This is a genomic window from Pseudoalteromonas ruthenica (assembly GCF_008808095.1).
GTDB lineage: Bacteria > Pseudomonadota > Gammaproteobacteria > Enterobacterales > Alteromonadaceae > Pseudoalteromonas > Pseudoalteromonas ruthenica.
Genome location: NZ_CP023396.1, coordinates 2388642 through 2412240, shown reverse-complemented (window position 1 = coordinate 2412240; position 23599 = coordinate 2388642). Strand labels below are relative to the sequence as shown.

The 23599-nt window shown below is 47.2% G+C and carries 21 protein-coding genes, 1 other RNA gene and 1 pseudogene; 13 read left to right on the top strand and 10 right to left on the bottom strand.

Annotation, left to right across the window (positions count from 1 at the left end; all coding sequences use genetic code 11):
• The first annotated feature begins 119 nt into the window (after nucleotides 1-119).
• Nucleotides 120-1364, top strand: coding sequence for a malic enzyme-like NAD(P)-binding protein (locus tag PRUTH_RS11235; protein ID WP_022946655.1), 1245 nt, complete (start codon nucleotides 120-122; stop codon nucleotides 1362-1364).
• A gap of 191 nt (nucleotides 1365-1555) precedes the next feature.
• Here the strand turns inward: PRUTH_RS11235 and metJ are convergent, their stop codons facing one another.
• Nucleotides 1556-1876 (bottom strand): met regulon transcriptional regulator MetJ, encoded by a 321-nt coding sequence (gene metJ, locus PRUTH_RS11230; RefSeq protein WP_022946657.1) that lies wholly within the window; start codon nucleotides 1874-1876, stop codon nucleotides 1556-1558.
• A gap of 179 nt (nucleotides 1877-2055) precedes the next feature.
• Here metJ and metB point away from each other — a divergent pair.
• A pseudogene (gene metB / locus PRUTH_RS11225) lies at nucleotides 2056-3217 on the top strand (cystathionine gamma-synthase).
• A 9-nt stretch (nucleotides 3218-3226) separates the two neighbouring features.
• Nucleotides 3227-5572: a bifunctional aspartate kinase/homoserine dehydrogenase II gene (gene metL, locus PRUTH_RS11220; RefSeq protein ID WP_151173289.1), complete on the top strand. Its 2346-nt coding sequence runs from the start codon at nucleotides 3227-3229 to the stop codon at nucleotides 5570-5572.
• A gap of 51 nt (nucleotides 5573-5623) precedes the next feature.
• On the opposite strand, the gene PRUTH_RS11215 is transcribed toward metL, so the two are convergent.
• Nucleotides 5624-8185 (bottom strand): penicillin-binding protein 1A, encoded by a 2562-nt coding sequence (locus PRUTH_RS11215; protein WP_151173288.1) that lies wholly within the window; start codon nucleotides 8183-8185, stop codon nucleotides 5624-5626.
• A gap of 134 nt (nucleotides 8186-8319) precedes the next feature.
• On the opposite strand from PRUTH_RS11215, the gene PRUTH_RS11210 reads away from it, so the two are divergent.
• The 5 genes from PRUTH_RS11210 to PRUTH_RS11190 are packed head-to-tail and all read left to right on the top strand — an operon-like array spanning nucleotide 8320 to nucleotide 13162.
• Nucleotides 8320-9399: a pilus assembly protein PilM gene (locus PRUTH_RS11210; protein ID WP_022946666.1), complete on the top strand. Its 1080-nt coding sequence runs from the start codon at nucleotides 8320-8322 to the stop codon at nucleotides 9397-9399.
• Nucleotides 9387-9953: a PilN domain-containing protein gene (locus tag PRUTH_RS11205; protein WP_022946665.1), complete on the top strand. Its 567-nt coding sequence runs from the start codon at nucleotides 9387-9389 to the stop codon at nucleotides 9951-9953. Before PRUTH_RS11210 ends, PRUTH_RS11205 begins: the two co-directional genes overlap by 13 nt.
• On the top strand, nucleotides 9950-10549 hold the full coding sequence (locus PRUTH_RS11200) for a type IV pilus inner membrane component PilO (protein ID WP_045980430.1): 600 nt from the start codon (nucleotides 9950-9952) through the stop codon (nucleotides 10547-10549). Before PRUTH_RS11205 ends, PRUTH_RS11200 begins: the two co-directional genes overlap by 4 nt.
• Nucleotides 10549-11085 (top strand): pilus assembly protein PilP, encoded by a 537-nt coding sequence (locus PRUTH_RS11195; protein WP_022946663.1) that lies wholly within the window; start codon nucleotides 10549-10551, stop codon nucleotides 11083-11085. Before PRUTH_RS11200 ends, PRUTH_RS11195 begins: the two co-directional genes overlap by 1 nt.
• Nucleotides 11069-13162 carry a type IV pilus secretin PilQ gene (locus PRUTH_RS11190; RefSeq protein ID WP_022946662.1) on the top strand — a complete coding sequence of 698 codons (2094 nt, stop codon included), beginning with the start codon at nucleotides 11069-11071 and terminating at the stop codon, nucleotides 13160-13162. Before PRUTH_RS11195 ends, PRUTH_RS11190 begins: the two co-directional genes overlap by 17 nt.
• Before the next feature lie 104 nt (nucleotides 13163-13266).
• Here PRUTH_RS11190 and dolP read toward each other — a convergent pair whose 3' ends face one another.
• From dolP to PRUTH_RS11170, 4 genes are read right to left on the bottom strand one after another with little or no spacing between them, the layout of a single operon-like run.
• Complete coding sequence (dolP, locus tag PRUTH_RS11185; protein ID WP_151173287.1) at nucleotides 13267-13833, bottom strand: division/outer membrane stress-associated lipid-binding lipoprotein; 567 nt, start codon at nucleotides 13831-13833, stop codon at nucleotides 13267-13269.
• Nucleotides 13833-14423, bottom strand: a complete 591-nt coding sequence (locus PRUTH_RS11180; RefSeq protein ID WP_022946091.1) for an SIS domain-containing protein — start codon at nucleotides 14421-14423, stop codon at nucleotides 13833-13835. The genes dolP and PRUTH_RS11180 overlap by 1 nt, the downstream gene beginning before the upstream one ends.
• Nucleotides 14424-14795: a YraN family protein gene (locus PRUTH_RS11175; RefSeq protein ID WP_151173286.1), complete on the bottom strand. Its 372-nt coding sequence runs from the start codon at nucleotides 14793-14795 to the stop codon at nucleotides 14424-14426.
• Nucleotides 14764-16653: a penicillin-binding protein activator gene (locus PRUTH_RS11170; RefSeq protein WP_257220924.1), complete on the bottom strand. Its 1890-nt coding sequence runs from the start codon at nucleotides 16651-16653 to the stop codon at nucleotides 14764-14766. The genes PRUTH_RS11175 and PRUTH_RS11170 overlap by 32 nt, the downstream gene beginning before the upstream one ends.
• A gap of 90 nt (nucleotides 16654-16743) precedes the next feature.
• On the opposite strand from PRUTH_RS11170, the gene rsmI reads away from it, so the two are divergent.
• Both rsmI and rnpB read left to right on the top strand, forming a co-directional pair.
• Nucleotides 16744-17610 (top strand): 16S rRNA (cytidine(1402)-2'-O)-methyltransferase, encoded by an 867-nt coding sequence (gene rsmI / locus PRUTH_RS11165; RefSeq protein WP_022946088.1) that lies wholly within the window; start codon nucleotides 16744-16746, stop codon nucleotides 17608-17610.
• A 41-nt stretch (nucleotides 17611-17651) separates the two neighbouring features.
• An RNA gene (gene rnpB, locus PRUTH_RS11160) (RNase P RNA component class A) lies at nucleotides 17652-18022 on the top strand.
• A 159-nt stretch (nucleotides 18023-18181) separates the two neighbouring features.
• Here rnpB and PRUTH_RS11155 read toward each other — a convergent pair.
• Entirely contained in the window at nucleotides 18182-19585 is a 1404-nt protein-coding gene (locus PRUTH_RS11155) for an MBL fold metallo-hydrolase RNA specificity domain-containing protein (RefSeq protein ID WP_151173284.1), read from the bottom strand.
• A gap of 282 nt (nucleotides 19586-19867) precedes the next feature.
• On the opposite strand from PRUTH_RS11155, the gene PRUTH_RS11150 reads away from it, so the two are divergent.
• Nucleotides 19868-20707, top strand: a complete 840-nt coding sequence (locus PRUTH_RS11150; protein WP_151173283.1) for a pirin family protein — start codon at nucleotides 19868-19870, stop codon at nucleotides 20705-20707.
• 12 nt (nucleotides 20708-20719) lie between these two features.
• Nucleotides 20720-21700, top strand: coding sequence for a glutathione S-transferase family protein (locus PRUTH_RS11145; RefSeq protein WP_045980426.1), 981 nt, complete (start codon nucleotides 20720-20722; stop codon nucleotides 21698-21700).
• Here PRUTH_RS11145 and PRUTH_RS11140 read toward each other — a convergent pair.
• Genes PRUTH_RS11140 through PRUTH_RS11130 form a run of 3 tightly spaced genes read right to left on the bottom strand, consistent with a single transcriptional unit; the run spans nucleotide 21697 to nucleotide 22689 of the window.
• Nucleotides 21697-21933, bottom strand: a complete 237-nt coding sequence (locus PRUTH_RS11140) for a hypothetical protein (protein WP_022946083.1) — start codon at nucleotides 21931-21933, stop codon at nucleotides 21697-21699. The genes PRUTH_RS11145 and PRUTH_RS11140 overlap by 4 nt on opposite strands.
• Nucleotides 21899-22360, bottom strand: coding sequence for a hypothetical protein (locus tag PRUTH_RS11135; protein WP_022946082.1), 462 nt, complete (start codon nucleotides 22358-22360; stop codon nucleotides 21899-21901). The genes PRUTH_RS11140 and PRUTH_RS11135 overlap by 35 nt, the downstream gene beginning before the upstream one ends.
• A 2-nt stretch (nucleotides 22361-22362) precedes the next feature.
• Nucleotides 22363-22689, bottom strand: a complete 327-nt coding sequence (locus PRUTH_RS11130; protein WP_022946081.1) for a hypothetical protein — start codon at nucleotides 22687-22689, stop codon at nucleotides 22363-22365.
• 430 nt (nucleotides 22690-23119) lie between these two features.
• Here PRUTH_RS11130 and mraZ point away from each other — a divergent pair, with 430 nt between their 5' ends.
• On the top strand, nucleotides 23120-23578 hold the full coding sequence (gene mraZ / locus PRUTH_RS11125; protein ID WP_045980475.1) for a division/cell wall cluster transcriptional repressor MraZ: 459 nt from the start codon (nucleotides 23120-23122) through the stop codon (nucleotides 23576-23578).
• Nucleotides 23579-23599 lie beyond the last annotated feature (21 nt).

Here is a 23599-nt window from a genome sequence, read left to right as displayed (position 1 = left end):
AACCCTTTAATTTCGTACAACAGGATAGACCTGATATTGCTTGAATATATTTAGAAAAGCGGTATGGTTTGCCTTAACTAGCTGAACTCTCACATACATTTCTAGCAGGATACTCGTTCATGTCTGACTTTCGTGAAAAAGCCCTCGATTACCACGCTAACCCCGTTCCAGGAAAAATTAGCATTGAACTCACCAAAAGCGCCGAGACCGTTAACGATCTCGCTTTAGCCTACAGCCCAGGTGTTGCAGAGCCGGTGCGTGAAATCGCTGCCGATGCTAACAATGCTTATAAATACACGGCCAAAGGCAATATGGTTGCTGTGATCTCTAATGGCAGTGCCATTTTAGGGTTGGGTAACTTAGGCCCGTTAGCGTCTAAGCCGGTCATGGAAGGCAAGGCACTACTGTTTAAGCGTTTTGCTAATCTTGATTCCATCGATATCGAGGTGAAGCATCGCACCACTGAAGACTTTATTAACACTGTAGAAAATATTGCCGACACCTTTGGCGGTATTAACCTCGAAGATATTAAAGCCCCGGAATGCTTCGAAATCGAGCAAGCGCTCATTGAACGCTGTAATGTGCCAGTATTTCATGATGATCAACACGGCACTGCTATCGTCACTGCTGCAGGCATGCTAAACGCCTTAGAAATTCAAGGTAAAGATATTCGTGATGCCTTGATCGTGTGTTTGGGGGCTGGCGCAGCGGCAGTTGCATGTATGGAGCTGCTTATTAAGTGTGGCGCTCAGCGCGAGCATATTTACATGCTTGACCGTAAAGGGGTGATCCACACGCGTCGTGATGACTTAAATGAATATAAGCAATTATTTGCTAACAACACCGATAAGCGCACCTTGCAAGACGTTATTGCTGATGCCGATGTGTTCGTTGGTGTTTCTGGCCCAGATTTGCTCTCAGCTGAAGACCTTAAATTGATGGCCGACAAGCCGGTCATTTTTGCCTGTTCTAACCCAGACCCAGAAATTAAGCCGGATGTGGCACACAGTGCGCGCAAAGACTTAATTATGGCCACTGGGCGCTCTGACTACCCGAACCAAGTGAATAACGTACTGTGTTTCCCATTTATTTTCCGTGGTGCACTGGACGTGCGTGCCACCGCTATCAATGATGAGATGAAAATTGCCGCTGTAGAGGCTATTCGCAGTATCGCCAAGGAGCCAGTACCTGAGTCAGTGTTAACGGCATCTGGAGTGAGCGAATTAGAGTTTGGCGCGCAATACATTATTCCCAAGCCTATGGATCCACGATTATTGCCACGCGTAGCGAAAGCCGTGGCGCAGGCGGCTGTGGACTCAGGTGTTGCGCAAATTGATATGCCAGCGAATTATATGGCTGAGTAATCACTTTACTACTCAACGCTAGAAAAAGAAAACCCAAGCTTAGTGCTTGGGTTTTTTTATGGCTTGCAAAGAGTAATAGCTTCACTAACCGCTTCTCATACAGGCCGACTTGCGACATATATGAACAACACTAAGCTAGCTCCTGCAATGAGGTCTAATGCTCAGGGGTTAGTTAAACTTGCTTATCTTTGTTAGTCCTCTCCGATAACAGGCACTTCCACACCCATTTCTTCCATAATTTTTCTCACCTCTTCCGGTACCTTCTCCGGATTATCTTTTCGGAGATCTTCGTCATTAGGCAGCGGTTGACCAGTAAAGGCATGTAGAAATGCTTCACACAGCAACTCACTGTTGGTGGCGTGACGAAGATTATTCACCTGGCGGCGAGTACGTTCATCGGTTAATACTTTTAAAACATTGAGCGGGATGGAAACGGTAATTTTCTTTACCTGTTGGGCTTTTTTTCCATGCTCCGCATAAGGGTGAATGTATTCACCATTCCACTTGGCCATAATTTGCGTCTTATTTTTGGTCACTTAGGCATCAATAAGGGCGAAATTTTATCGCGTTGGTAAGGATAGTCAAATATTCATAAATTAGCTATTTAGACGTATAAATGTTTTGACTTCTAAATTGTGTTAATTTAACCTTTTGGACGTCTAAACATCCATTTTCTTGATTGGGGGCAAATATGTCACAACTAAAAAAAGACACCATCGCCGTGCGCCATGGTATTGATGCCGATAAGCACCATGGTGCGGTGGTGCCACCCATTCATTTATCGACCACCTATTCCTTTGCCGATTTTGATAGCAAACGCGAATATGATTATGGTCGTAGTGGTAATCCCAATCGGGATATTTTGGCGCAGACCTTAGCGCAACTAGAAGGGGGAGAGCACGGAATTATCACCGCGACAGGTATGGCCGCAGTGCATCTAGTGACGCAGCTACTGACACCCAATGACACCCTAGTGATCCCCCATGATTGTTATGGCGGCAGTTATCGCTTATTTACCTCTTTAGCCAAACGGGGGTTGCTCAAGGTTGAGGTTATCGATTTCACTCAATCAAACTGTTACCAACGCTTAGTGGCCGCCAAACCCAAACTGGTGTGGATTGAAACGCCCAGTAATCCCATTTTGCGACTCACGGATATCCGCGCAGTGTGCGATGCCGCGCAGAGCATCGGTGCGCTGGTTGCAGCCGACAACACGTTTTTATCTCCCGCCTTACAGAAACCCATTGTTATTGGGTTGTGATGTGGTGGTGCACTCGACCACTAAATATATCAATGGTCACTCCGATGTGGTCGGTGGTGCGGTGATCACCAAAACCAAAGAGTTGGGTGAAGAGCTGGCATGGTGGGCTAATAATATTGGCATTACCGGTGCCGCTTTCGATAGCTATCTCACCCTGCGTGGTTTGCGTACCTTGAAAGTGCGCCTTAAGCAGCATGAAGAAAATGCCTTGGCGATTGCTCAATACCTTGAACAGCATCCTAGTGTGCAGTCAGTTTACTACCCAGGATTGAGTTCGCACCCACAACACGACTTGGCAAAAGCGCAGCAACAGGGCTTTGGCGGCATGGTGAGCTTTGATATTAAAGGCCAGCTGCAAGACAGTGCAAAATTCCTCACCTCAGTACAGCAGTTTACTTTAGCGGAGTCGTTGGGCGGGGTGGAAAGCCTTATTTGTCACCCGGCGACCATGACTCACGCGGGCATGGATAAAGCCGCACGACTTGAGGCTAGGGTCGGCGACACGCTTATCCGGATTTCTGTAGGTATTGAAGATAAACAAGATCTTATAGATGACTTAGATGCCGCTTTTAACGCGTTAGCAAGCAAATAAGAGGATACTATGACTCAGGTTGTACATAAGTTTGGTGGTTCGAGTCTCAGCAACGCGGCGCGTTACCATGCGGTCGCCAATATTGTTATCGGCAACAGCCAACTCGGTGACGTGGTGGTGGTCTCTGCGGCGGGGAAAACCACGGATACGCTAGTGAAGTTGTGGCAGGCCTATCAACAGCACGATAGCCATGGCTATCATGATGTCTTGCAGTTGCTACGCACCCATCAGCATGAGCTTATTGATGAGCTATTAGCAGCGCACCAAGCCCACGCTCTGCAATCACAGCTTAATAGTGAGCTTCAGCGCATAGCTGAACAATTGCAGACAAACACCTTAGATGAGGCGTCCTTATTAGCCCATGGTGAACTGTGGTCGGCCCGCTTGCTGGCGACCTATTTGCAGCAATTAGGCTATGCTGCGCAAGATCTTGATGCGCGGCAGCTACTGTGTGTGCACCAAGGGCAACTACTGCATTTGGACAATGAAAAGCTCTGCGAGCGCCATATTGCCGGGGATAAAATCAACGTTGTAACGGGGTTTATTGCCGCCGATAGCAACCAGCAAACAGTCACCTTGGGACGCAATGGCAGTGACTACAGCGCCACCTTATTGGCCCGTTATGTCAACGCCAAACAAGTTTGTATATGGACCGATACGCAGGGGGTTTTCAGCACCGACCCACGCAAAGTAGCCGATGCCTTAAAGTATCAAAAAATTTGTCGTAGCCAAGCCAACCGCCTGGCCCAGTTAGGTAATCCGGTATTGCATGCGAAAACGCTGTCGCCTTTGCAAGGTAGCGCCATCAAGCTATCGGTGCGCAGCTCCTATGACAGCGATGACAGTGGCACTGAGATTGTCCGCGAAGGTTACTGTAAGCATAAACGTTTTTTGACCACCATAGAGGGCGTTGACCTATATCGTGTGTCGAGCCTTAAAGTGGATGAACTGGCAACCTTAAGCCAGCTTATACAGCACACCATAGGCCACTTTCAGCAGCAGGGGGTAGACTTTTTGATTGTACCCAGCGCCCATAGCACTCTTATCTCCCGTGAGCTGGGAGAGCGTGGACAACTCGTTGAGTCAAACCTCAATGGGTGCGCCTTAGTCAGCCCAAACCAGTATACTCAGCAAGGCTACCAAGAAATGCTGGCATGCTTAGAGCAACTTAACTTAACTATCCGCTTTAGCCACTGCGATCAAGACTACGCCTTGGTACTGACCGATCAAATCATTGATGCCGATAGTTTAGGGAAGGTACACCGCACTTTAATTGGTGCACACCAGCAAATTGCCGTGATTGTCGCCGGCCTTGGAAATGTGGGCAGTGTGTTTTTACAACAGTTTACGCAGCAGTTAGCGCGTTTAGAGCAGCACTTTGAGGTAAAACTGGTTGGTCTACTGCGAAGTCGCAGCATGTTATTTGACCCCTGTGGGTTAGACCCGCAGAACTGGCAAGGTCAATGGTTAGAACAAGCGGTTCCCTATCAAAGCGAGCAGTTGTGCGAACGCCTCAATGAGCTTGATTACGAACACAAGGTGGTCATTGATATAACCGCCAGTGAGTCATTCAGTGGTCTATACCCTGATTTTGTGCGTGCTAACTGTCATTTGATCAGTGCCAACAAGTATGCCGGAACAGCGCCACATAGTTGGTATCAGTCGTTACGTAACGAGCTGGCAGAGCGCAATCTCAAATGGCGTTATAACACCAGTGTTGGCGCTGGGCTACCCATTAACTTTGCATTAGCCGATTTGCAGCGCAGTGGCGATGAGATCACCCGTATTCAAGGTGTGTTTTCTGGGACGCTATCATGGCTATGCAGTCACTATGATGGCAGCCAAGCTTTTTCTGAGCTGCTTTTTGCGGCGCAAAAGTTAGGCTTTACCGAGCCCGATCCGCGTGAAGATTTATCCGGCCGAGATGTACAACGTAAGCTGTTGATCCTCGCACGCGAGTTGGGTTTGCAATTGGACATTGACGATATTGAGCTAAGCCCATTAATGCCAGAGTCTTTAGCACAAGGGAGCTGGCAGGATTTTCTGGATAACATTGCCTTACTTGATGACTTTGTTGGCACCCACGCACAGCAGGCGCAAAAAGAGCAAAAGGTACTGAGGTACAATGCTGACTTACGCATTGTTGATGGCAAGGTAAAAGCCCAAGTGGGTCTTGTTGCAGTGGCACAATCCAACCCCTTAGCGGGATTAAGTCCCGGTGACAATATCTTTGTCGTCAACAGTCGCTGGTATGCGCAGAATGCCTTGGTTATTCAAGGCCCAGGTGCAGGAAAAGAGGTCACCGCTGCAGGTGTCCACTCAGATCTCTACTGGCTTATTGAGAGTCTTAGTTAATGCGGTAACAGAGTAATAAAAAAGCCAAGCATCATTGCTTGGCTTTTTTATTTAGAAGAGTTCGTCTTCAGTGGGCAGCTCAGGCTCATCTTGCCCTTGAGTTTCGAAGATCACCGGCGGCGCTTTTTCCACATATTTAGAGGGGGCAGTCCCCTTTATAAAGTATTCAAAGCGGCTGGTGTGGTCGTTTTGATGACTTAATAATCCTGATTTTAGATCAATTCGTACTGATTCCAGTCCTTCGGGTGGCTCGATAGGGGCCGCAGGCTCATCTTCAAGGGCCACACGCATGTAATCAATCCAAGCCGGTTGCGCTGTTTTTGCACCAGATTCGGCACCAAAGGTTTGTCCTTTCCCTAAGTTGTTGTTGTAACTGGTACGTCCTAGCGGATTACCTGGGTTATCGAAGCCAACCCACACTGTGGTCATAACATTGGCGTTAAAGCCACTAAACCAGGTATCGACCGAGTTGTTGGTGGTGCCGGTTTTACCTGATAAATCACGGCGCTTTAACCGCGTCGCGCGCCAGCCAGTGCCATTCCAGCCGGTGCCATGCTTCCAGCTGCCACCGCCCCAAATTGCACTGGTCATCGCATCGGCAATTAAGAAGGCATTCTGTTTAGAAATAACCCGAGGTGCGCATTGCGGTAACTGGGTATCAGTAGTCTCAGCGCTGTCAGTGTTGTCGGGGGTACCCTCACTGGCGCCGCTGGGCTCAAGCATTGCCAACTCTGCAAACATTTCATTACTGCGCTTTTGCTCTTCAGAGCAGGCCTTATAGGGGCGAGCTTGCATTAACACTTCGCCTTCGGCGCTTTGTATTTCGGTAATAAAGTAAGGCTCAACTAAATGCCCACCATTTGCGAAAGCGCTCATACCGCGAGCTAATTCTAAAGGTGTTAATGAAGCACTCCCCAGCGCCAGGGTTTCATTGCGCGGAATATCTTCATCATGAAAGCCAAACTTGAGTAAGTGTTCAGCGGCAGGGTCTACACCTACGCCGCGCAGCAACCTGACTGAAACCACGTTTTTTGACTGCGCTAAGGCACGTCTAACACGGATCGGGCCGACATATTTAGCTGGGCTATTCTTGGGTCGCCAAGCAACACCTTGGCTTTTATCCCAGTGGTTTATCGGCGCATCGTTAATAATGGTTGCTAAGGAGTAACCATGCTCTAACGCCGCTGAGTAAATGAAGGGCTTGATGTTAGAGCCAACTTGGCGCTTTGCCTGAACCGCTCGGTTGTACTGGCTTTGTTCAAAGCTGTAGCCACCGACAATCGCCTTTATGCGGCCGTCTTTAGGGTCAATAGAGACCAGTGCACTGGATGCTTCGGGAACTTGCGCTAACAGCGGGCGGCCATCATTGTCGAAACGATACCAAATCTGTGCACCTGCAGAGAGAATATCGGCCGCACTCTTCGGAGCATAACTTTGACGAGACTGGGTAATAAATTTGCGCGCCCATTTTAATCCGTCCCACTCTATGGTGAATCGCTCACCTAATTCATTAAGTACTTCAACGGATTGTTCGTCCACACTCATCACCACTGCACCATGTAAGTCGGCGAGTGGGTTAAGGCCCTGTAAGTGGGCGATTAACTGTGGTTCGTCAAGAGGAGCTTCGGTTTCGTTATCCCATAGTACGGCTTCGGGGCCGCGATAACCATGGCGCATATCATAAGCATATAGATTATCACGCAATGCTTGCTGAGCTGCTTGCTGCACTTTTGACTCTACCGAGGTGTAAACTCGCATACCTGAATTATAGGCTTGCTCCTCGCCATACTGAGCAACCAACTCGGCACGCACCATCTCAGAAATATAAGGCGCATAAAGCTCTATCTCGGCGCCGTGGAAACGGGCGGTAATTGGTTTGTTCGTTGCCTCATCAAACTCAGCCTGAGTGATGTAGCCCTCATCTAACATCCGGCCTAACACGACGTTACGGCGATTTTTAGCACGCTCAGGGTTGCGGATAGGGTTAAGTGCAGAAGGCGCCTTAGGTAGGCCCGCAATCATAGCCATTTGCGCTAAATCAAGCTCTTGTAGAGGCTTTCCATAGTACACTTGTGCTGCAGCACCGATGCCAAAGGCACGATTACCAAGCTCAATTTTGTTGAGATAGAGCTCGAAGATTTCGTCTTTGGTTAATAATTGCTCAATATGCAATGCGATAAATATTTCTTTCACTTTTCGGATGTATGCTTTTTCCCGAGTAAGAAAGAAGTTTCGTGCCAGCTGCATGGTGATGGTACTTGCGCCTTGGCGCTTTTCACCGGTCGAGATAAGAACGATTGCACTACGGACAATACCGATAGGGTCGATACCGTAGTGATCGTAGAAACGATTATCTTCAGTGGCCAGGAATGCATTCAGCATAGGCTGAGGTACTTCGCTGATTTTTACGGGAATTCGCCGTTTTTCACCAAACTGGTTGATAAGTTTTCCATCTCGGGTAAATACTTGCATTGGAGTCTGCAATTTTACGTCCTTTAGCACCGCCACACTGGGGATGTCAGATCTGACGTAAAGGTACAGCCCAGCTAGTACGATGCAGCCCAAGAGGACACATATGCAAAGGATTTGTAAAAATTTTTTGAATATTTTCACGGATATTTCCCTGTTTGGACTCCCAATTGAGCGAAGAGATTGGTAGTATATCTTGATTGAATAGTGAATAAAATTTTTTCATCGATAATTTATAAGTCTATTATAATTATAAAAAAAGGTTTCACGTTGCTCTTATGTTAAATCGACTTCTTAAAAAGTCTGTGCCTGCTATGGTCGGTATAGATATTGGCTCGCACTCTGTAAAAGCGGTGTTATTAACACAGCATGAGCAGGGTTATCGCCTTGATGCTGTTGCTATAGAGCCCATGCCTAAAGGGGCTATGGCCGAGCGTAACATTCAAGACATTGAGGCGATTGGACGAGTTATTGCAAAACTTAGACGGCGCATTCCAAAGTCTGTTAGCCATGCCATTGTTGCAGTTTCTGGTCAAACAGTGATCACTAAGATGATCTACATGGATGTGTCTCTGAGTGACTCTGAACTAGAGTCACAAATCGAAATTGAGGCTGACAGCTTAATTCCTTATCCACTTGATGAAGTCAGTATCGACTTTGAAAAGTTGGAAATAAATGAAGCTGATCCATCCAAGGTTAATGTTTTACTCTCTGCTGCGCGCACCGAGAGTGTTGAAGCCCGTTCCGGCGCCGTTGAGGCCGGTGGCTTTGATACTAAGGTGGTTGATGTTGAAACGTACGCGTTATCACGTAGCTTGGATGTGAGCTATGCTGCACTGCCAGAAGATGCGAAAGACAAAGTTGTGGCGCTTGTGGATATCGGCGCGGTGATGACGCTAGTGAGTGTGGTGCAAAAGGGTGAAACTATCTACACCCGGGACCAAGTCTTCGGTGGCGAGCAATACACTAACACTATTGTCTCCTACTACAATAAAAACTTTGACGAAGCTGAGCGCGCCAAGTGCACCAGCGATTTGCCGCCAAACTACACGTTTGAGGTACTTGCGCCGTTCCAGACCTCATTGCTACAGCAAGTGCGTCGAGCCGTGCAGATGTTCCTTACGACCAGCGGGAAAGACCAAGTGGATTACATTGTTCTCTCTGGTGGAACGGCAATGATCGAAGGATTAGATAGACTATTAATCGACGAGTTAGGGATCCACACTGTTGTCGTTGACCCATTTGCGAGCATGGAGATTGGTTCCAAAGTGGACCAAGAGCTAATGCAAAAGCATAAGGCACAGTTCGCTGTTGCTGCGGGTCTTGCATTGAGGAGTTTCTCAGCATGCCACATATAAATTTATTGCCCTGGCGTGAGGCCGCGCGTAAAGAAGCACAACAACGTTTTGTAACTATTCTAGTTGTTGTCTTAGTCGCCGCTTTTGCGTCAATGTTTGCTTTAAGTTCATTCTACAGCGCACTCAAAGATGGGCAGAACGTTCGTAACAACTTCCTGAGCCGGGAAATTCAGATCTTAGATAGGCGCATCGCAGAAATTCGTGAGCTAGATAAGAAGAAAGAAAGCTTGCAACAGCGCATGCGTCTAATTGAAGAGCTGCAAAGTAACCGAAACCTCGGTACCCAAATAATGGATGAAGTGGCGAAAATTGTACCTTCAGGTGTTTACTTCACCACCTTAGAGCGTCGCGGCGATGCGATTCAAGTAACGGGTAAAAGTGAGTCAAACAACCGTTTATCGACTATGATCCGTCAGGTAGAGAGTTCATACCTGCTTGAAAATGCCTCATTGCAAGGCATTGTTGCCGGTGAAGAGCAGTCACGATTACTTAGCGATTTCAATATGCAATTCAATGTGAAGTCTTTCGATGAAATTGGCGAGGCACAAGAATGAGTATAGATCTTAAATCCCTCAACGATATCGATTGGAATGAGCTGGAACTTGATAATATCGGGGATTGGCCGGTAGCCGTAAAAGCAATTGTTTGTGTGATTGCTGCAGCGTTGGTGTTGTTTTTCAGCTATAAACTATTGGTTGCTGACGAAATAACCTCTTACGAGCAAGCTCAGCAAAAAGAGTCTGAGTTACGCAGCACTTACCGTACTAAGTACGCAGTGGCAAGTAGATTAGAAATCTACAAGCAACAAATGCAGGAGATGGAAGAAAAGTTCTCGCAGTTGTTGAAGAAGCTACCAACGTCGAACGAAACCCCAGGGTTACTTGATGACCTTTCTTATGTCGGGACAACAAGTGGCCTGACCTTCGTAAAAATCGGTTGGCTTCCCGAGATTAAGAAAGAGTTCTACACCGAGCTTCCGATCAAAATCGAAGTAGAGGGAAGTTATCACGAGTTTGGCGAGTTTGTTGGCAAAGTGGCTCAACTTCCTCGTATTATCAGCTTGCACGACTTTGAAATTGAAGCGACGGGTGATGACCAGCTGGTATTCAGTGTGGTTGCTAAAACTTATCGCTATGAGGGGGCAGAATAATGAAAAAACTCCTCACAATTACCACCGTGGCGGTGTTATTGAGCGGTTGTTTTGATGATACAACCGAACAACGCGAATTTATTAACCGGGTAAAAGCCAGCACTCAACCTAATGTTGAGCCTATCCCCGAAGTCGCGCAGTTTGAACACTTTGCTTATGATGCTTCGAGCTTGCGTAGCCCGTTTGTGGCACCGCGCCCGGAAGTTATTCAAGATAAATTGATACAAGTGCAAAACTGTTTGCACCCCGATCCACAGCGTAAAAAGGAACCGCTGGAGCGTTATCCGTTGGATAACTTATCAATGAAGGGAACTTTAGGCTCAGGTGAGCAAACGTGGGCGTTAGTGAAAGCGTCGGATGCAACATTGCACCGTGTATCACGCGGCAACTATGTTGGCTTGTATCACGGTAAAGTGACACAAGTACGCAGTAACTATATAGAATTATTAGAGTTAATCCCTGATGGAGCAGGATGTTGGAAAGAACGCCTGACCAAGCTAGAGATGTTGGAGGCAGGCGATGATTCCAGTTCATAAAAATCAAGGTAAAAGCACAATGCAAAAACACGGATTCAATATGAATCGTATTTACTCTTTGGTACTCGCTTTTGCGACCCTATTTATGTCGAGTTTTGCGACCGCAGTGCCGCTGTTGTACGACGTTCGCTATAACCCTTTGCTGGAAGGTGAAACTGAGATCGAGTTCGTTTTTGACGAAGAGATCTACATCGAACCGCAGATTCAGGTATTCAGTGAGCCAGCGCGAATTGAACTGTTTTTTGACGAAGCCGATTATGAACAGAGCCTTGAAGAGGTCTTAATCAATAAGGCGGGTGTTGAAAAAGTCACCAGTGAGTTCGTAAACGACGGCTTTAAAGTGACGGTTTATCTTGATCACTTAAAGATTTATCAAACCCGTATCGATAAAAACCTGTTCTACTTGCACGTTTCTGACAACCCTACGCAAGATGCTGCACAAACAATTGCAGAAGAAGATGAAGGCACAAGCTACATCAACCGTATCCAAGCGTTAGATTTTCGTCGTGGCGAGAAAGGCGAAGCTCGGGTGCTGGTATTCTTGCAAGAGAATATGGCGGCTATCGACGTAAGAGAGCAAGCGGGTAAGATTGTTGTTGAATTCCATAATACGGACATTATCGATGATCTGTTGTATCAACTCGATGTTATGGACTTTGGTACTGTCGTGAGCATGATTGAAACCTTCAAAGATGGTTCCAACAGTCGTATCGTTATCGATACCACAGATGCCTTTGATTACAACTATCAGCAGCTAGACAACATCTTTACTATCACTGTTGAAAAAGATGAGTCGAAGCGTAGCTTCTTGGGCAATGGTAAGGAATACCAAGGCCGCCCAATGTCTTTGAACTTCCAGGACATCTCAATTCGAGCAGTATTGCAAATCATCGCTGACTATAACGGCTTTAACCTCGTTGTTAGTGACTCAGTAGCAGGTAACATTACTCTTCGTTTAGATGGTGTACCTTGGGACCAAGCGTTAGACATTGTGCTGCGAGTTAAAGGCTTAGATAAGCGTATGGATGGTTCCATTTTAATGGTTGCACCGACCGAAGAACTTGCAGCGCGAGAAGCAAAAGAGCTTAAGGCCAAACAGCAAGTTGAAGACTTGGAGCCGCTTTACAGTGAGTATATTCAGCTTAACTATGCTAAGGCGCAAACCTTTGCAGACCTACTGAAAACGGATGTAAACAGCATTATTTCTCAGCGTGGCAGTGTGTCTGTTGATGAACGTACCAATACGTTGCTTATCAAAGATACGGCGAAGAGTATTGAAAACGTGCGTCGTATGATTGAAAACCTCGATGTGCCAGTTAAGCAGGTTGTGATTGAGTCGCGCATGGTCACCGTTCGTGACAATGTTCAAGAAGACTTAGGTATTCGTTGGGGTTTCAGTGACCAGCAAGACAGTGACGGTATTTCTGGTAATCTTGATGGTGCCAATGCTATTGCTAACGGTCAGCGCCCAAGTATTGGCGATCGTTTAAATGTTAACTTGCCTATCGCTAACCCTGCGGGAAGCATTGGTATGCATGTAGCGAAGTTAGCAGACGGTACCTTGATCGACCTCGAGCTCACAGCGCTAGAGCAAGAGAACAAAGGTGAAATCATTGCTAGCCCGCGAATCACAACGGCTAACCAGAAAAAGGCACGAATTGAACAAGGTACGGAAATTCCTTATGTTCAGGCCGCCTCAAGTGGTGCCACTACCGTAACCTTCAAAAAAGCGGTGTTGAGCTTAGAAGTGACGCCTCATATCACGCCAGATAACAAAGTGATTCTCGATCTTGCTATTACCCAGGATACACGAGGCGACACCGTAGACACGCCAACTGGCCCTGCGACAGCAATCGATACACAACGTATTGAGACGCAGGTGTTAGTAGAAAATGGTCAAACAGTGGTGCTTGGTGGTATTTACCAGCAGCAAATTATTAACTCTGCCAGTAAAGTACCTTTGTTGGGTGACATTCCTTACCTAGGTTACTTATTCCGCTCAACCAGTGAGCGTAATGAGAAACGAGAGCTACTGATCTTTGTTACTCCGAAGATCATGGTAGAAGACTCGATTTAAGCACGAGTTAGATAGCAAAAAGCCACTTCAAACGAAGTGGCTTTTTTGTGCGCGTTGATAACGAAAACGCGAGTTAAGTAACCCGATAATAGGTGCTCACGTTTTTACATGTATTCGAATACCTTAACGACGCGCTCCACGCCTGAAATATTGCGAGCGATATTGACCGCTTTGTTTGCTTCCACGTCTGCTACCAGCCCCATTAAAAAGACCTCACCATTTTCCGTGACTACTTTAATATTGTTGCCACTGACATCCTCAGCTGCCAACAATTGGGTTTTTACCTTAGATGTTAGCCAGGTATCGTGGCTTTGTGTGGTGATGCTGGTAGGAGAGCCAATACGTAACTGGTTATGAAGCTTTCGCGTGCCATCGATGCGCTCTGCTGCGTGTTGTACAGTGGTTTTATACTGTTCACTCGGCACTTGCCCTAGCAATAATACAATACCGTTATAGCTGACGACAGACACGTTGGCGTTGGCATTTTCGCCTAACGCCTCTTTAATCGCCATGGTGGTTTTTATTTCAATATTATTGTCATCTATTTGACTGCCTATAGTGCGGCGGTCGTTGGCTGCTGTGACTGCGCCAGCGGTGCCGGCCACTACGGCTGCGGCGCAGCCTTGCAAAAGCACAGTACCAACTAAAATAGCTATAAGGTTCTTATTCATTAGCTTTCTTCCTGTGGGAATAAGGTCATATCAACAAGTTCTGTCAAACAGTGTATGTTGACCAAATGAGATTCCAAAATACGGCTTGGACGCTTAGCTGGTACGCGAATCTCGACGTCACTTGCACTGAGCAGTCCCGCCAGCTCGCCGCCATCATCGCCGACTAACACGATAACGGTCATGTCTTTAGTCAAAGCGGCTTCTACGGCGCTGACGACATTCTTTTCATTGCCATTAATAGCAATGGCAAGTAATAAATCCCCTTGCTCGCCGAGCGCTTTAATCTGCCTAGCAAAGATATCGCGGCTGGGTTGTGATGAGCCAGCCGGGCTTAAATTCAGTGCATGCGATGACAGTGATACCGCAGGTAAACACGGGCGCTCGGTCTCAAAATGGTTCACCAACAGAGCGGCAAAATGGTCGCTGAGCATATGGCAACTTGCCGCGCCACAACATAATAATTTGCGGCCGTTAATCAATGTCTGTGCAATACTCAACGAAGCGGTTTCAAGCACGCTAGGTAAAACTTCCCCTGCGGCAATTTGCGCCTGAATGCTTTCGGTAAAAAGTGCTTTAACTTGTTCCTGCATTTATAATACGTTCTTTATCCAGTGAAACTCTGGCTCTTTCTCACCTTGTATTGCGACAAAATCAGCACGCAATACGCAGCCTGCTAAGCCCTTTTGTTGCACATAGTGTGCAATGGTTCTTTGTAGTCGCTGTTGCTTGGTGTGGCTAAGCGCATGCAGAGCCCCGCCATAACTACTGTGGCGACGAAACTTTACTTCAACAAATACCCACACCTGACCTTCTTTCATTATCAGGTCCAGTTCGCCATAGCGACAATGGTAATTGCGCGCCACTGGCGTCAGCCCTTGCTGAGTTAGGTATTTCTGTGCCTGCAACTCAAAGTGCTGGCCTTTTTCTCGGCTATTGCGCCACGCTTTCGGGAGCCATGACATTACTCGATTCCTCAAATTGCTTCTTCATGAAAAGCGGTGTGGGATCGAGGTGCTCAAGACTCACTTTGTTAATGCTTCTTGACTGATAGCGTGCCCACGCTAAATGGCGAACAATCTCGCCGTTACTTATTACACTTAGCTCTCCAGTAAGACCGGTTTGGCTTTTTCCTGGCAGCATACTGAGCTGTCGCAATTGCGGGATCAGTGAAATCGCATCATAGCCCATGGCAAATAGACGCTGCTCAATGTCGGCAACGTCAGGCCAGAGGCTATCAAAGCGTTCTCTGAGCTGCCGAGTATTCAGGTTAGCTAACCCCTTTGTCGGTAGCATCCACGGTAACTCAGTGAAGTATAAGCCATTTAAGTCACGTTTATCGGTGCTATCAATGCGCGTGCTGTGGCTTTTGGAGCTTGCATACAGGGGAATGCGCTCAACGAAGGTGCTCACGTTAACATCAAGATAGGGTTTTAATAGCCGAGTTTGCGTGGCATTAGCGAGTAGATAAACCACATCTATGTCGCGACGAGAACGGGTTTCACTCTTTACGTTGCGCTTAAAAATGCCCTCGATGGCGTCTATGCGTGCTTCGCTATCGTCGACTTCAAGTAACTCAGTGATGACTTTTTCCATCTCTTTATTGTCATCGAATAACCCCACAAGTGGTGGCTGCTCATTATAACGTTGCCACTGACTGCTAAAGTGCTCACTCAATCTTTGTCCTGAGCGCTCATTTGGGGCCAAGATCAGCGGCTTTTCAAAGCCTTTAGCCATAAAGTGTGCTAAGGCCTGATCTAATTCGTGCTCCGGGGCCAGAGCAAAATAATAATGCTGTAAAGACTGGCGTTCGATGTCGCTGCGGTTCAGGTATATGCTGGGTATTCCCTCTAGCAGGTTGTGCTGTTCAAAGCGGTTAATGTTGCTTTTCAGTAATGGCCCTACGGCGAAATCGATTTGCTTGTCATTGAGCTGCTGCGTTAGTTGCTGATTTTCTAAATTTGCATCAATGAAATAAATGTCTTCGAATTGATAGTTATCTAGGGCCGCCAATACACCTGACTTCACGGCTTCACCCAGGCCCTTATTAGCGCCACTTAAAGGTAAAATAACAGCTAATTTAGTGGCGTTATAGGGCTCAACTTTCATCAGCTCAGCCACTTTTTCGTCTAGGGCAAAGCTCGCGGGGTGTCCTGGATAGCGGCGTTGCCAGTTATTGGAAGCTTGATGTAACTCAACTGGAGAGCCCAAATAAAGTTGTTTTATTTTAGCAAGTTGTACCCAGCCTTTAGCGATAGCTGAGCCGGAGTCATACTTTGTTAGCTGTTGCGGGCTCAAAGATTGTAAAGACCGCCACAAAATGGGGTTTAACTGTGATGCTTCTATTTGATAGCGGTTTGCGGTTTCTGAAGCACGTAATAAAAATGGTGCGCTTTGTTGTGGCATTTGCATTCGCACGTAGGCGGTGCCTTGCACTAACTGATGCCAGTAGAAATGCTCTGGCGTTTGCAATTGCGATTGCACTGAGCGTGAGGTTTGCAAAGCACGTTGTGGTTCGCCCATTTGCGCTTGCGCGTAAGACTTTAATAACACCGCTTGAATTTGTTGCTCAGGGTGGCTGCGTAACAGGGTGTCGCTGGCTTGCAATAGTAGCGACCAATTTTGCTCATTAATAGCCTGATTTTGAGTGCGGTTAAGTAACTGTACGCGAGTGGCGCCTTCGCTATTTTGAGCTTGTTGGTATAACTGCTGTGCACTGAGTGTCTGAATCGGCTCAGGCTCACTCACGTTAGTTGTAAGATTTTCACTTTCTTGTGGCTTTTGTGTTGTGCTGCAGGCCGATAAGCCTGACAATAACAGCATAAAAGCAATCGATTTGAGTCGCACAGTCTTTGTATTCCAATTGGCCTTAGTGTGATTCGCTTATCTTACTGACTGATGCAGGAGAGCTCAATGTCCAATGCGGATATTTCAACCGACCCCCAAGACCAAGGTACCTTGTTTATTGTTGCCACACCCATTGGTAACTTGGATGACATCAGCCAGCGTGCTATCAAAACCCTAAGTGACGTCGACTTAATCGCTGCTGAAGACACGCGCCACACTGCCAAGCTGCTGTCGCACCTGGGACTCAGTAAGCGTACCTTTGCCTTGCATGATCATAACGAAAAGCAAAAGGCACAGCAGGTACTCACTTGGCTACAGCAAGGGCAAAACGTAGCGCTGGTGAGCGACGCCGGAACACCACTGATAAGCGATCCTGGTTATGCCTTAGTGAGTTTATGCCGTGAACAAGGGGCTCAAGTAACCCCAATTCCCGGCGCATGCGCAGCTATTGCGGCGCTGAGTTGCTCCGGATTACCCACCGACCAATTCCAATTTATTGGTTTTGCTCCAGCAAAATCCAAAGCCAGACAAAGTTTTTTCAGTGACGCGTATAACTCAGGCATGACCAGCATTATTTACGAAAGTACACACCGTATTATGGCGAGCTTAGAGGATTTAAGTGCCGCGCTAGGAGAGCAAGCTCAAGTCGTGCTTGCTAAAGAGTTAACGAAAAGCTTCGAGACCTTCTTCAGTGGTACGGTCACTGAGTTACAACAGTTTTTACAGCAGGACCCCGCGCGACAAAAGGGTGAAATCGTGTTGATGCTGCCAGGGAAACCGAATAAGGCCAGTGCCGTAAGTGAAGAAGCACTGCGTTTGATTGCCTTACTGGAAGAGCACATGCCACTGAAGCAAGCTTGCGGTGTGGCTGCTGACTATCTCGGACAAAAGAAAAATGCACTGTATAAGGCCGTGATAGCGCAAAAACAATAAAGTGCTGGGCAAATCACTTGGCATGCGTATAATGGCGCCCCTGAGTCAGCCGGATAATCGCTGCCTGTGACGAAAATGATCAGGGGGAGGAAAGTCCGGGCTCCACAGGGCAGGGTGCCAGCTAACGGCTGGGGGGCGTGAGCCTACGACAAGTGCAGCAGAGAGAAAACCGCCTAAGTCCTTCGGGACCGGTAAGGGTGAAAGGGTGCGGTAAGAGCGCACCGGGCCACTGGTAACAGTTGGTTGCAAGGTAAACTCCACCCGGAGCAAGACCAAATAGGGTTCCTTATGGTGTGGCCCACATCGGAACCGGGTAGGTTGCTTGAGCCATAGAGCAATTTATGGCCTAGACGAATGATTATCGATCTCCTTTGGGAGAGAACAGAACCCGGCTTATAGGCTGACTCAAATAATTCCATGCCCGCTTGAATCATCAAGCGGTTTTTGGAACCTTTCCTTAGTAATATTTAACTCTTTCAGCCATGTTGGCGGACAGAGGTACACCTTGTGGCGCGCAGGGTTCTTTATTAGCAACTAACTGATAGTGCTTTACCTGAAGCTGCCGATTGCATCAGAACTTGATGGTTTGCCCATACACAGGTATCTCTGCCTCTATCCCATGATCGCAGCGCAATTTTTCTTTAAGTGTGGCTAAGGCACCGGGCTCACCATGCACTAATGCGAGTTGTAATGGCAGCTGAAAATGTCCAATCCAATCACTCAATTCCTGTTGCCCTGCATGCGCGGAAAACCCACCTAAGGTTTCAACATTGGCTTTGACAGCGAATTGTTCACCGAACATCCTGATATGTTCTGCCCCTTCAACCAGCCTACGCCCCAAGGTGCCTTGGGCCTGATAGCCGACAAAAATAAGGGTGTTGCGACTCTCCCAGATACGGTGCTTAAAGTGGTGAGTGATGCGCCCACCCGTGCACATACCGCTGCCAGCGATGATCAGTGCGCCATTGGTGATCTTGTTGATTGACATCGACTCTTCTGGCGACACCATAAGGTGCAGCGTGCTGAGGAAGTGCTTGAGTAGGGTTTGTTCGCCGGTACATAGCGCTTTTACGCCCTCACAATCCAAGGTTGGCAACCATTGGTCATAAATCTGAGTGACCTCTATGGCCATTGGGCTGTCTAAGAATATGTGCCAATCGTCAAGCTCCCCAGCGAGCTGTAACTTACCTAAATAAAGTAATAGCTCTTGTGTTCGTCCTACGGCAAAGGCTGGGATCATGACATTACCGCCTTTAGTGTATGCGCGGTGCAAAATATCTTTAAACTGAGCTAAGGTATCGCCTTGAGTGCGGTGTTCACGGTCGCCATAGGTGCCTTCCATGACCACTAAGTCGGCCCGCGTCAAGCATGTGGGATCCTTCATCAACAAGGTATCTTTATTGCCTAGATCTCCAGAAAAAATTAAAGTTTTTTGACGGCTATGCTCATCAAATTTCAATTCTACAACCGCTGAGCCGAGTATGTGGCCTGCGTCGTAGAAACACACAGAGGCGTTGTCGGCTAATTTTCTCTGCTGTTGATAGGCCGTGGGTTTTAATAGAGCGAGCACATGCAGGACATCGGCTTTAGTGTGTTGTGGCGTCAATTCACACTGACCTTTTCGTTTGAGCTTACGATTCTCGCGCATTAAGTCGTTCTCATACAGGCTAAGTGCATCAAACAACATAATTGGCAGCAACTGTGCGGTTGCCTCAGTGCAATAGATATCACCGTTAAAACCATCATGAACCAATAACGGCAAACGTCCACAATGATCTAAGTGGGCATGAGATAAAATAACTGCATCCAGGGAATAGGGATTGAAAGGAAATTGCTCACGTACCGCCTCCGTTTTTGCTTTCATTCCTTGGTGTAGGCCACAGTCTAGTAGTACCGCGCCAAGCGCCGGAGACGAAACCAAGTGACATGAGCCGGTCACTTCTTGTGCCGCACCGCAAAAGGTAATTTCAGCCATGCATATCCCCCCTCACATCCATGCTAGCGACAACCCTTATTACTGTACTATCAGTGTAGTGAGTAAAACTGACGAGGGTAAGAATTTATTCAAACCTCGCTTTAAGCTAGCGATGATTGGTCAATCGCCGTTGCAACACTTGAGCGTGGTCATTCAATCAGTATGCTAAAAATTAGCATCCAGCACGCTAATATTTCCGGTTACCCTAACCATAAACGCACACTACACTGAACCTATGTCGGTTCATAACGCGAGTTATCAGCGTAAGTCTAAAGGTGCACCATGAATGTTATTAAAGTACTCAATGCCCAGCCTGCTGAAGATGGGGCGGGCGTTAAGATCCGCCGCGTACCAGGTTTCGACGGTCGTTATCTAGATCCCTTTTTAATGCTTGATGAGCTTAAATCAGACCATAGTGACGATTATATGGCAGGGTTTCCCGCGCATCCCCATCGCGGCATTGAAACGTTTACTTATCTTATTAAAGGTGGTTTTGAACATCGCGATCATCTTGGCAACCGTAAAGCTGTTCGCGCCGGTGATGTGCAATGGATGAGTACAGGTAAAGGAGTCATCCATAGTGAAATGCCCCTGGCTGATAGTGAAGGCCTGCACGGTTTTCAGATTTGGCTCAATATGGATGCCAAAGACAAAATGAATGCGCCACAATATCAGGACTCAGCGCAAAGTGGCTTGCCGCAAATAAGTAGCCAAGGAGTGCATTTAAAAGCCTTGGCAGGAGCTTGGACTCTTAACGCTGAACAAGTGCAGTCACCTCTGAGTAACCTAGCTTGCAACGGCGCCATTGCTGATATCAACATCGAATCAAAGGCGCAACTAGAGATGCCGGCTATGGGCTGTGAGCGGGTGCTAGCCTATATACACACTGGTTCAATTACTGCTGCAGGACAAAGGTATCAGGCGGGACAGTTGCTGGTGCTTGATGGCGACAGTGCCATCATTGCGAGAACGGATCAACCCAGTGGGTTACTACTGCTGCGGGGCGAACCGTTGCACCAACCGATCGCACACATGGGTCCATTCGTTATGAATACACAAGCCCAGTTACAGGATGCTATCCGCGATTATCAAAACGGGCAATTCGGACAATTATCACAATAGGAGGCTACCTTTATGGGTTTACTCGTGAATGGAAAGTGGCAAGACAAGTGGTACGACACTGATAGTAGCAAAGGTGAATTTCAGCGAGAAAGTGCGCAGTTACGTAACTGGGTCACCGCTGATGGCAGTGCTGGACCAAGTGGTCGGGAAGGGTTTAAAGCGCAGAAAGGGCGTTATCATTTATACGTAAGTTTAGCCTGTCCATGGGCGCATCGAACGCTTATTTTCCGCACCTTAAAAGGCCTTGAAGACTATATTGATGTGTCGGTAGTGAGCCCAGATATGCTGTCGCAAGGATGGACTTTCGATCAAGCTAAGGGTAGCTCGGGTGATTCATTATTTGGCTACCACTATATGCATCAGTTGTACACGCGCAATAATCCTACATACAGCGGTCGTGTCACTGTTCCTGTGCTGTGGGATAAGCAACAAAACTGTATCGTGAGTAATGAATCAGCGGAAATTATCCGGATGTTTAATGAGGCCTTCAACCACCTGACTGGCAACACTCTGGACTTTTATCCTGAGCACCTACGCAAGGATATCGACGCGATTAACGAGCTGGTTTACCACGGTATCAACAACGGCGTATATCGAACGGGGTTTGCCACTACACAGCAAGCCTACGAACAAGCCTTTGATACGCTATTTAGCGCTCTGGAAAAAGTAGAAAGAAGGCTGGCAGGTCAGCGTTACCTGGTGGGCAGCGAGCTCACTGAAGCAGATTGGCGGTTATTCACGACCTTGATACGGTTTGACGCTGTTTACTTTGGCCACTTTAAGTGTAATAAGCGCACCATAGAGAGCTATGATAATTTAGCGAATTATTTGCGTGACTTATACCAAGTTAAGGGCGTGGCTGAAACACTCAACATGGCGCATATTAAACGTCACTATTATTTTAGTCACACCATGATTAATCCGACTCAAGTAGTGCCTAAAGGGCCTGCTTTAGATTTTAGTCGCCCGCACAACCGTCGCTTTATGGGCTAAATTAAAAGCTGAGCCAGTCGCAGCCATTTTAAAGAAGGGCGGCTGGTTAGCAGCTCTGTAAGACTGCCAGCAGAAAATGCCGTAGCCACACCTTTGGGGTGGCTCATCAACTTACCGCCTTGGTAATGTAACTGCTGTTTGTCCAAAGCGATAAGCTGCTTACGAATCTGCCCTTGCTCGGCCAGTAAATCAGCATATTCAGTCTGTTTTTTCAGGATCAGACGGGTCAGCATCGGTTTGCTCCTGTGAAGATGAAGGTTTCTTGCTTACTGCAATGGTGCGTTCAAAACTCACTTGCGCCAAGGCAAGCTTCATTTGCCGGATTAGCCACCACAGCAGCAGTAGTTGCGCTGCTAATGAGCCACAGATACTCAGAGCCATTGATTGTGTTAACCAGTACAGCACCGTGGCGGCGGCGCCAACAACGGTTAACCAAATTACCAATGCGGTCATAGCAATGGCGACAATCAAACCCAAAGTTAATAACAGCGCTTTGGCACTGATTTTAGCTTCAGTGGCAGCAAGCTCAAAGATGCACTGTATTTGTTCACCCCAGCGCTGCGCGTAATCTTGAAATAATTGAGCAACCCGCGTCAAAGACGCAGATTGCTCATCATGCTGCTCGTTCTCAGCAGCCGAGTCATGATGCTCTTCAGCCATGATTATTTACGGCGAATAAGAGCGGTAACGGCCATGCCTGCCGCGAATGCCAATCCCGCACATAGCAATGGATTTTCTTGCGCAAAGCGGCGACTGCGACTCACAGAGCTTTTCAAACTCGCTTCTAACGCTTCGCGTTTCTCGTGTAGAGTCTCGGCAGACTCACTAGCATGTTTGCGCACATAGTCTTCCGCCGTGGCCGCTTTCTGAGCCACTTGGTCTACCGCAGCGTGGGCGGCTTTAGAGGCGCTTTCAGTAGTTGGAGCTGTGGGTGTGTGAGCTGAGTTGCTTTGCGTTTGTTCAGCAGTCTTAGTATTAGCATTTGCCATGGTGTATCTCCTTTATCTGACAGTTCACAGTTTTTAACGCAACTCTCATTCCAAGTATTAGAAGTCAACAAAATCAGTAGCTTAAAAACATACGCAGATAAAATTGAGAGGGTAAGACTAAATACTTACGCACTCAGGCAGTAAAATTTACAAAGTGAAGATCACGGCATCACGTGGAATGAATAAAAAATGAACATTTATTCCCTAGGTAAAAGTATGATCCACATTTTCCCACCGAATTCATAGACTTCCTTAAAACCCGCATATTATCTAGCTTTGCAAGAGGTTGTTGGATTTTTCATTGCTTGACAAAAAGGCTTGTCAAGCCCTAGACTGTAGTTCAGTGGGAAAATGTGGGTTTTAGTGGATCAATGTGGATCTGCACTATTACCGAAAACCAAAACAGCAACACTTGGACGGCATTTTATTTATGTTTCGCGGCGCCAGCACACTCAGCCTTGATGACAAGGGCCGATTTGCGATACCAACAAAGTATCGGAATCAGCTGCTTGCGGATAATGGCGGCGAAATTATCTGCACTATCAATTTAAGTGATCCCTGTTTATTGCTGTATCCCCTGAGTGAATGGCAAGTCATCGAACAACGCTTAGCGAGTTTGTCGAACATTAAGCCCAGAGCGAAACGCATGCAGCGCTTGCTACTAGGGAACGCGATGGATTACCAAGTTGATAAAAATGGCCGTGTGCTATTAGCTCCTCATCTACGCGACTATGCGCAACTAGGTAAGAAAATCGTACTCGTGGGGCAACTGAATAAGTTTGAAATTTGGGATGAGGCGCGTTGGCAGCAGCAAATGCAAGATGACATTGCTATCGAACTAGGACAAGAATTTGAACAGGATGAAGATCTCGCTGATTTTTCATTCTAACTCTAAAAGGCGCGAACACAC